Source organism: Nonomuraea sp. NPDC004186, assembly GCF_053603495.1.
This window is the reverse complement of sequence record NZ_JBSGFQ010000145.1, coordinates 19971-28158: the sequence shown is the minus strand read 5'-3', so window position 1 is coordinate 28158 and position 8188 is coordinate 19971. Positions and strand designations below refer to the sequence as shown.

Here is an 8188-nt window from a genome sequence, read left to right as displayed (position 1 = left end):
CTGGAACGTCGTCGTCCGCGCGGCCAGCGCGGCGGCGACCGTGAAGGTGTCGGGCCGCCCCCAGCCGGCGCCGATGAGCGCCCCGCTCCACCCGTGCTCCTCGACGGTCGGCGAAAGTTTCACCCGGGGTTGACTGGCCGAGTCAACAGGCGCAAAGTGTCATTTAGTTTGGATGTTAGCCAAACTAACAATGGCAGGTAGAAGGGATCCAGCATGCGCAAGATCGTGCGTTCCGCCATCCCCGTTTGCGTACTGGCGATGGTCGCCGTCCTCTTCGCCCCGCCCGCGCTGGCCGCCACCTGGTCCTCCACCGACCGATGGGGCACCTGGTCCAACGGCGGCTACACGCTCTACAACAACATCTGGGGCAGCGGCGCCGGCCCGCAGACCATCTGGGCGAACTCCTACAGCAACTGGGGCGTGTGGGCCAACCACCCCAACACCGGCGGGGTGAAGTCGTACCCGAACGCCACCAGGTACGTCGGCAAACGCATCAGCGCCCTCGGCAGCGCCACCAGCAGCTTCAACGTCACCGTGCCGAACGGCGGCTCGTACACGACGGCGTACGACATCTGGGACTCGGCCAACGCGTACGAGATCATGCTCTGGATGAACAAGCACGGCGCCGTCGGCCCGATCGGCTCCCGCCAGACCGGCGCCACGGTGGGCGGCCACAGCTGGGACGTCTACCGCGGCAGCAACGGCGCCAACCAGGTCTTCTCGTTCGTCAGGACCGGCAACACCAACTCCGGCACCGTGGACGTCAAGGCGGTGCTCAACTGGCTGCGCACCAACGGCTGGATGGGTGACGTGACGCTCGGCAACGTGCAGTTCGGCTACGAGATCACCTCCTCCAGCGGAGGGATGGACTTCGTCACCAACAGCTTCTCGGTGTCCGCCGGCTGACCGCTCCCTAGGCCTGGGGGTGGTCGTCCCCTCGGTAGACGGCCATCAGCAGCGGGCGGGTCAGGTCCGCCATCTCGGCGGGTGAGCACGGGCAGCCGTGCTGGAGCCAGTCGGTGGCGACGCCGATGAGCGCGCCCGCCGTGAACGCGGCGGGCACGTCATGCGGGGTCCGGGCCGTGAAGTCGGTCGGGGTGTCGTCCCCGGTGGCCTTGCGGCGCGCGCCGACGTAGGCCGCGACGGTGGCGTGGCGGCGCACGTGGTCGATGACGCGCGCGCTGCCCTGGGGCCCGAGCACGCTGCGGTAGAGGCCGGCGTGCTCGTCGAGGTGGGCGAAGAAGGTCAGCAGCGTGTCGGGGGCGTCCTCCGGGACGTCCCGGACACCGGGGTCGGGGATGGCCTCGATCAGGTCGTCGATCATCGTGGTGCACGCCGCCTCGGCCAGTTCGTGCACGTCACGGTAGTGGTCGTAGAACGTGGAGCGGCTCACTCCGGCGCGTTCGGCGACATCGGCGACGCTGATCCTGGACAGGTCGCCGTCCTGGACGAGGTCGATCAGCGTGCGTTGCAGGGCCGCTTGCGTGCGGCGCACCCGCGGGTCGCTCAGGTCGCTCTTTCTGTCTCTGGTGAGGGCCACGCCTCAGTGTACTGTGCCCTACATCTGTAGGTTAGCCTACAGATGTAGGGAAATTTGGGAATGGCACGCTGATTGGGGACAACCGTGACCGCTGACTCCGCTGAGACGCTCCAGATCACCCGCACCTGCCCGTACGCACCGCCCGAGCAGCACCTTCGCCTCCTGCGTGAGCAGCCGGTCACCGAGGTCGCGCTGCCGGGCGGTTCGAGCGCCTGGGTCGCCGCCCGCTATGAGGACATCCGTACGGTCCTGAGCGACCCGCGTTTCAGTGCCGACCGCCGCCATCCCAACGCCCCCAGGCTGAGCGGCGAGATGGCGCCCGGCGACTCGCCGCTGCCCAAGATGATGCTGGAGATGGACCCGCCCGAGCACGGTCCGGCGCGACGCGCCGTGATCGGGGAGTTCACCCTCAGGCGCATCGCGGCCCTGCGGCCGCGCATCCAGCAGATCGTGGACGAGCACCTCGACGCCATGCTGGACGGTCCCCGCCCGGTCGACCTGGTGCGGGCGTTCGCCCTGCCGGTGCCCTCGCTGGTGATCTGCGAGCTGCTCGGCGTGCCGTACGAGGAGCACGACTTCTTCCAGACGCACTCGGCGCAGCTGCTCAACCGCGCCGCCACGCCGCAGGAGCGCCACCACGCCTCCTTCGAGCTGGCCGTCTACCTGGACAAGCTGATCAGGGCCAAGGAGGAGGACCCGACCGACGACCTGCTCGGCCGCCAGGTGGTCAAGCAGCGCGAGAGCGGCGAGGTGGACCACGGCGCGCTGCTCAGCCTGGCGTTCCTGCTGCTCATCGCCGGGCACGAGACCACGGCCAACATGATCTCGCTGGGCACGTACATGCTGCTGCGCCACCCCGACACGCTCGCCGCGCTGCGCGAGGACCCGAGCAAGACGCCGGGCGCGGTCGAGGAGCTGCTGCGGCACTTCACCATCGCCGAGTTCGCGATCATGCGGGTGGCCACCGAGGACGTGGAGCTCGGCGGCGCGGTCATCCCCGCAGGGGCGGGCGTGCTCACGCTGGCCAACGCCGGCAACCGCGATCCGGAGGCGTTCGCGGACCCCGACGCGTTCGACATCGAGCGCGACGCCCGCAGCCACCTGGCCTTCGGTTACGGCCCGCACCAGTGCCTGGGCCAGAACCTCGCCCGCGTGGAGCTGGAGATCGTCTTCGACTCGCTGTTCAGGCGGATCCCCGGCCTGCGGCTGGCCGTGCCCGCCGAGCAGCTCTCGTTCAAGGACGAGGCCAGCGTCTACGGGATGCACGAGCTGCCCGTCACATGGTGACGCAGAACCGTTGAACCAAGTTCATGAATCGGCCCGTACCTCCCAGGAGTAAGCAATCACCTAACCAAGGGCCGATTCATGAACAAGCGCACCCTCGCTCTTCCTGGCCTGGCTATCACCACCGCACTGGTCGCCGCTCCCGTGCCACCGGCCGCCGCGCAGACCAGCACTCCCGTCTACCTGGCCGCCAGCCTCGCCGGCAAGAACGAAGTGCCCGCACCCGGCACCAAGGTCGGCGATGACGACGGCGGCGCCCTCGCGGTCTTCCGCATCCACGGAAACCGCGTCGACTACGCCGTCCGCTGGAGCAACGTCAACGCCCCCAGCGGCTTCCACATCCACAAGGGCAACGCCGGCCAGAACGGCGAGGTCAAGATCCCCTTCATCACCACCGCCCTGCCGGCCCAGCTCCACGCCATCAAGGGCACCGTCATCGTCAAGGACCTCAACCTCCTCGGCCGCATCCTCAACAACCCCCAGGGCTGGTACGCCAACCTCCACAACGCCGACTTCGCCGGCGGCGCCGTACGGGCCCAGCTCCAGCGCATCCGCCCCGTCGCCCTGGAGAGCATCCTGGCCCACGGCTTCGGCCGCACCCTGACCACCCGCGCCGACGGCAAGCAGGAGATCCCCGCCCCCGGCACCAAGGTCGGCGACCACAACGGCCGCGCCGCCTGGCTCGTCCAGCCCGAAGGCGACCGCGTCTGGTTCGCCGCCACCTGGAAACACGTCGACACCCCCACCGCCGCCCACGTCCACCGCGCCCCCAAGGGCAAGAACGGCCCCGTCGTCGTCCCCTTCTTCGAGGCCAAGGACGGCCTGCCACCCAGCGTCAACGGCCTCGCCGGCAGCTCCAAGACCGACACCGCCACCGCCCGCCGCATCTGGAAGAACCCCAAGAACTGGTACGCCAACCTGCACAACGCCAAATTCCCCGGCGGCGCGGTCCGCGGCCAGCTCTACCGGGGCGACTGGTAGCGGAGGGCTCCTCGGCCCGGCGCGGGTGCGCTGGGCCGAGGAGGCGGTCCGGCTGGGGCGGCCGGTCCCGCGCGGCCAACAGGCCGGCTCGGTGACGGCCGGATCCGCCGCTCCGGTCTACGCGTCCTGTTCCGCGGCGTCGGGTACGGCGACCGGATGCAGGCGGACCTGCGTGATCGCGTGGCGTTCGACCCCGAGGACCTCGATGCGCCAGCCGGCCACGGTCACCGACTCGCCCGGCGCGGTCGGCACCCGTCCGAGCTCGGCCAGGACCAGACCCGCGACGGTGGTGTAGTCGCCCTCCGGCTGCCCCTCCAGGTGCACGTCCACGTCCGGCAGGTCGTGCACCGGGAAGCCGCCGGGCATCGTCAGCGTCCCGTCGTCGCCGCGCTGGACGGTCTCCAGGTCGCTGTCGGTCTCGTCGTAGATCTCGCCGACCACCTCTTCCAGGAGGTCCTCCAGGGTGACGATGCCGTCCACGGCGCCGCGTTCGTCGACGACGAGGGCGAACTGCTGGCGTTCGGCCTTGAAGCGGCGCAGCGCGTCGGAGACGTGCAGGCTCTCGGGGAGGACCAGGGCGGGCCGGGCGACGTCGGCTGCGGCCTCGGCGTCCTGGGTGAGCAGGTCGCGCAGGTTGGCGATGCCGAGGGTGTCGTCCAGGTTGCGCCCGCGGACGACCGGCGCGCGCGAGTGCCCGGAGGCCGCCAGTTCGGCCGCGGCCTGCCGGAGCGGGGTGCCGGCCTCGATCGTGAACACCTGGCGCGGGGGCACCAGGACCTCGCGCAGCACCCGTTCGGTGATCTCGACGGCGCCGGAGATGATCAGCCGCTGCTCCGGGGTGAAGCCGCGGTGGACGCTGACCAGATCGCGGATCTCCTCCGGGCTCATCTCCTCCCGGTGCAGGTCGGGGTCCCCGCCCATCAACCGGACCGTCAGGTCGGTGGACTTGCCCAGCGCCCAGATGACCGGCCGCGACATGCTCCCCAGCACGCTCAGCGGACGGGCGACCAGCAGCGCCCAGGTCTCCGCGCGCTGCATCGCCACCCGCTTGGGCGCCAGCTCGCCGAACACCAGGGTGAGGAACGTCAGCACCAGGGTGACGAGGATGATCGCCACCGGACCGGCCGCGCCGCCGAGGAAGGACAGCAGCGGCACCAGGGGTTCGGACAGGGTCACCGCCGCGGTGGCCGAGGCGAGGAATCCGGCCAGGGTGATGCCGATCTGGATGGTCGCCAGGAACTGGTTCGGGTCGCGGGCCAGCTTGGCCAGCACCCGTCCTCCGCTGCTGTGCTGCTCCAGGCGGCGCAGCTGGCCCTCCCGCAGGGAGACCAGCGCGAGCTCGCTTCCCGCGAACACCGCGTTGATCACGATGAGGACCGCGACCAGGGCGAGTTGCACCCAATAACCATCCACGAAAGGGGTTCCTCCAGACGCATGACACTTGCTGTATTGCGCAACTATAAAACAAGTGTGGCGTCTATGGCGTTATGCGGCCTCTGCCCAGGAATCTCCGGCGGGTGATGGCCAGCAACGTGCCGCCGTACAGGCCGACCACCGCCAGCAGCCACAGGTAGCTCGTGGCAGGCACCGCGACCAGCCCGAACGCGCCCGCCAGCGGCGAGAGCGGCAACAGCAGGCCGACCGCGGCGAGCGCGCCCGTGGCCAGCCCGAGCGGGCGCGACACCCCGCTGATGGGGCGCAGCAGCAGCATGATGACGGCCTGGGTGAGCATGTTCTCGATGAACCAGCCGGTGTGGAAGGCCGGCGCCCCCTCCACGCCGAGCACCCAGGTCAGGACGGCGAACGTGACGAGGTCCGCCACGGCGTTCAGGGCCCCGAACCCGACGACGAAGGGCAGGATCGCACGCGGCCGGAGCCGGAGCGGGCGGCGCAGGACGGCGGGGTCGGCCCGGTCGAAGGCGAGGGCGAGCTGCGCGGCGTCGAAGCACAGGTTCTGCACCAGCACCTGGACGGGCAGCATCGGCAGGAACGGCAGCGCCAGCCCGGCCGCGAGCATCGCGATCACGTTCCCGACGTTGGACGACAGCGCGATGCGCAGGTAGGTGACGATGTTGCCGGTGCTGCGCCGCCCGGCGGCGACCGCGTGATCGACCGCGGCGAGATCCTTGGCCGCCAGCACGACGTCGGCCGCCTCCCGGGTGACGTCCACCGCGCCCCTCGGGCAGATGCCGACGTCCGCGGCGCGCATGGCGGCCAGGTCGTTGACGCCGTCGCCGAGGAAGCCGACCGTGTGGCCGGAGGCGCGCAGCGCGCGTACGACCCGTGCCTTCTGCTCCGGGGTGCAGCGGGCGACCACCGTCGCCCGGCCGACGGCCTCGGCCAGCTCGGCGTCGGACAGGTCCGCCAGCTCGCCCGCGTTGACCACCGCGCCCACGCTCAGGCCCAGGTCCCGGCAGGTGCGGGCGGCGGTCGCCGGATGGTCGCCGGTCAGCACCTTGGGAGTGATCCCGCGGCGGGAGAGCGCCGCGAGGGCCCCGGGCGCCTCCGGCGACGGCTCGTCGGCCAGCGTGACGAAACCGGCGAAGGAGAGCCCGCGCTCCTCGCCCAGTCGGTGGACGGCAGGGCGGTCGGCAGGGCGGTCGGCCACAGCGACCGCGAGCACCCGCAGCCCTTCCTCGGCCAGCCGGTCGGCCAGGCGGACGGCCCGCAGGCGATCCGGCGGGCTGAGCGTGCAACGTTCCAGCACCGGCTCCACGGCGCCCTTGACCACGACGCGGTGCGCGCCGCCGTCGTGCACGAGCGCGCACGAGACGCGGCTCACCGGATCGAACGGCGAGGCATCCACGCCCTCGACGTCCCCATGGTCGGGCGCGCCGAGCAGGATCGCCTCGTCCAGGGCGTCGGGCACCGGCGGGTCGGCCAGGTGCAGCGTCCAGAAGCTGTTGATCGCGGCCCAGCGCAGCACTTCGGGATCCGGACCGCCGTCCGGGCCGATGGAGTCCCGGAGCACGGGACGGTCCCGGGTGAGCGTGCCGGTCTTGTCCATGCACAGCACGTCGATCGCGCCCACGTCGTGCAGCGCGGCCAGCCGCTTGACGATCACGCCGCTGCGCGCCAGCAACGCCGATCCCCTGGCCAGGGCGGTGGTCACGACGACGGGCAGCATCTCGGGCGTGAGCCCGACGGCCACCGCCACCGCGAACGGCAGCGCCTCCAGCCCCCGGCCGCGCAGGACCGCGTTGGCCACCAGCGCCACCGGCGGGATGATCACCATGAGCCGGACCAGCGTCCAGGAGATGCCGTTCACCGAACGGTCGAACGCCGACAACCTGCGCGCCGGCGCGGCGGAGGAGCCCGCGAGCATCGTGTCCGCGCCGGTGGCCGCCACCACCGCCAGCGCGCTCCCCGAGACGACGCTGCTGCCCTGCCGGCACAGGTGGTCGTCACCCTCGGGCAGGTCGAGCGCCCGCTTGGGGACCGGGGCCGACTCCCCGGTCAGCGGCGCCTGGTGCACCGTCAGCCCCCTGGCACGCAGCAGCCGGACGTCGGCCGGCACCAGGTCGCCCGGCCCCAGCTTGATCACATCGCCCGGTACGAGCTGATCGACCGGGATCTCCCGCTCCCACGGCTCGGCGTCCTCCGACGCACGCCGCCGGACCGTGGCCGTGGTGGCCACCAGCTCCCGCAGCGCCGCGGTCGAGCGGTCGGCCCGGTATTCACCGTTGGAGCGGAGCACGCAACTGGCCACGACCAGGAGCACGATGACGCCCGCCGTGCCCCAGGACGCGATCAGGGCCGACACCACCCCCAGCGCGAGCAGCACCATCGTGAACGGGTCCCGCAGGCTGCGCGCCAGCCGGCGCGGCCAGGACACGGGACGACGACCGGGAAGGACGTTCTCACCGTGGCGGAGCAGCCGGGACTCGGCCTCCGCCTCCACCAGGCCGCGCGGCCCGCTGTCCAGCAGCCGCAGCACCTGCAGCCTGCTCAGGCCCGCGACCTCGTCCCCGGCCGGCCGGGACGGCGTGCTCGGCGCCTCAGGCGCCCAGACCACGGGCCTGTCCCCCCGGGCGGCCCGCCCGCTCGGCAAGGCGCCCGACCAGCACCTGGACCGTGGCGACGATGTCCTGATCGTCGATCAGGTAGACCACCCGGCGCCCCTCGCGCCTCGACCGCACCAGTCCGGCCAGCTTCAGCTTGGCCAGGTGCTGGCTGACCGCGGGAAGCGCGCCGCCCACCCGCTCGGCCAGCCCGGTCACGTCGCACTCGCCCTGTGCCAGCGCCCAGACGATGTGCAGCCGCGGAGGCGACGACAGCAACCCGAAAGCGGCCGCGGCTTCGGCCAGCACGTCGGCGGGCGGGTCGCCGACCTCCCCCATCGCCACCGTCACTCCTCCTCCGGACATAGCCGCCCAGTCTAGG

General features: G+C 71.7%; 7 protein-coding genes. 3 read left to right on the top strand and 4 right to left on the bottom strand.

Annotation, left to right across the window (positions count from 1 at the left end; all coding sequences use genetic code 11):
- Nucleotides 1-213 precede the first annotated feature (213 nt).
- Nucleotides 214-906 carry a glycoside hydrolase family 12 protein gene (locus ACWEPL_RS57280; RefSeq protein WP_452441630.1) on the top strand — a complete coding sequence of 231 codons (693 nt, stop codon included), beginning with the start codon at nt 214-216 and terminating at the stop codon, nt 904-906.
- A 7-nt stretch (nt 907-913) separates the two neighbouring features.
- On the opposite strand, the gene ACWEPL_RS57275 is transcribed toward ACWEPL_RS57280, so the two are convergent.
- Nucleotides 914-1540 carry a TetR/AcrR family transcriptional regulator gene (locus ACWEPL_RS57275; RefSeq protein ID WP_452441629.1) on the bottom strand — a complete coding sequence of 209 codons (627 nt, stop codon included), beginning with the start codon at nt 1538-1540 and terminating at the stop codon, nt 914-916.
- Between the two features lie 84 nt (nt 1541-1624).
- Between ACWEPL_RS57275 and ACWEPL_RS57270 the strand changes: the two genes are divergently transcribed.
- Nucleotides 1625-2827 carry a cytochrome P450 gene (locus tag ACWEPL_RS57270; protein ID WP_363971112.1) on the top strand — a complete coding sequence of 401 codons (1203 nt, stop codon included), beginning with the start codon at nt 1625-1627 and terminating at the stop codon, nt 2825-2827.
- A 78-nt stretch (nt 2828-2905) separates the two neighbouring features.
- A complete protein-coding gene (locus tag ACWEPL_RS57265) occupies nt 2906-3805 on the top strand; it encodes a CHRD domain-containing protein (protein ID WP_363971114.1) in 900 nt (299 codons plus the stop codon).
- A gap of 117 nt (nt 3806-3922) precedes the next feature.
- Here the strand turns inward: ACWEPL_RS57265 and ACWEPL_RS57260 are convergent, their stop codons facing one another.
- The 3 genes from ACWEPL_RS57260 to ACWEPL_RS57250 form a co-directional block, all read right to left on the bottom strand.
- Nucleotides 3923-5218 (bottom strand): hemolysin family protein, encoded by a 1296-nt coding sequence (locus ACWEPL_RS57260; protein WP_449897827.1) that lies wholly within the window; start codon nt 5216-5218, stop codon nt 3923-3925.
- Nucleotides 5219-5282: 64 nt separating this feature from the next.
- Nucleotides 5283-7820: a magnesium-translocating P-type ATPase gene (gene mgtA, locus ACWEPL_RS57255; protein ID WP_452441628.1), complete on the bottom strand. Its 2538-nt coding sequence runs from the start codon at nt 7818-7820 to the stop codon at nt 5283-5285.
- Nucleotides 7804-8172 carry an ArsR/SmtB family transcription factor gene (locus ACWEPL_RS57250; RefSeq protein WP_350727544.1) on the bottom strand — a complete coding sequence of 123 codons (369 nt, stop codon included), beginning with the start codon at nt 8170-8172 and terminating at the stop codon, nt 7804-7806. Before ACWEPL_RS57250 ends, mgtA begins: the two co-directional genes overlap by 17 nt.
- Between the last annotated feature and the right edge of the window lie 16 nt (nt 8173-8188).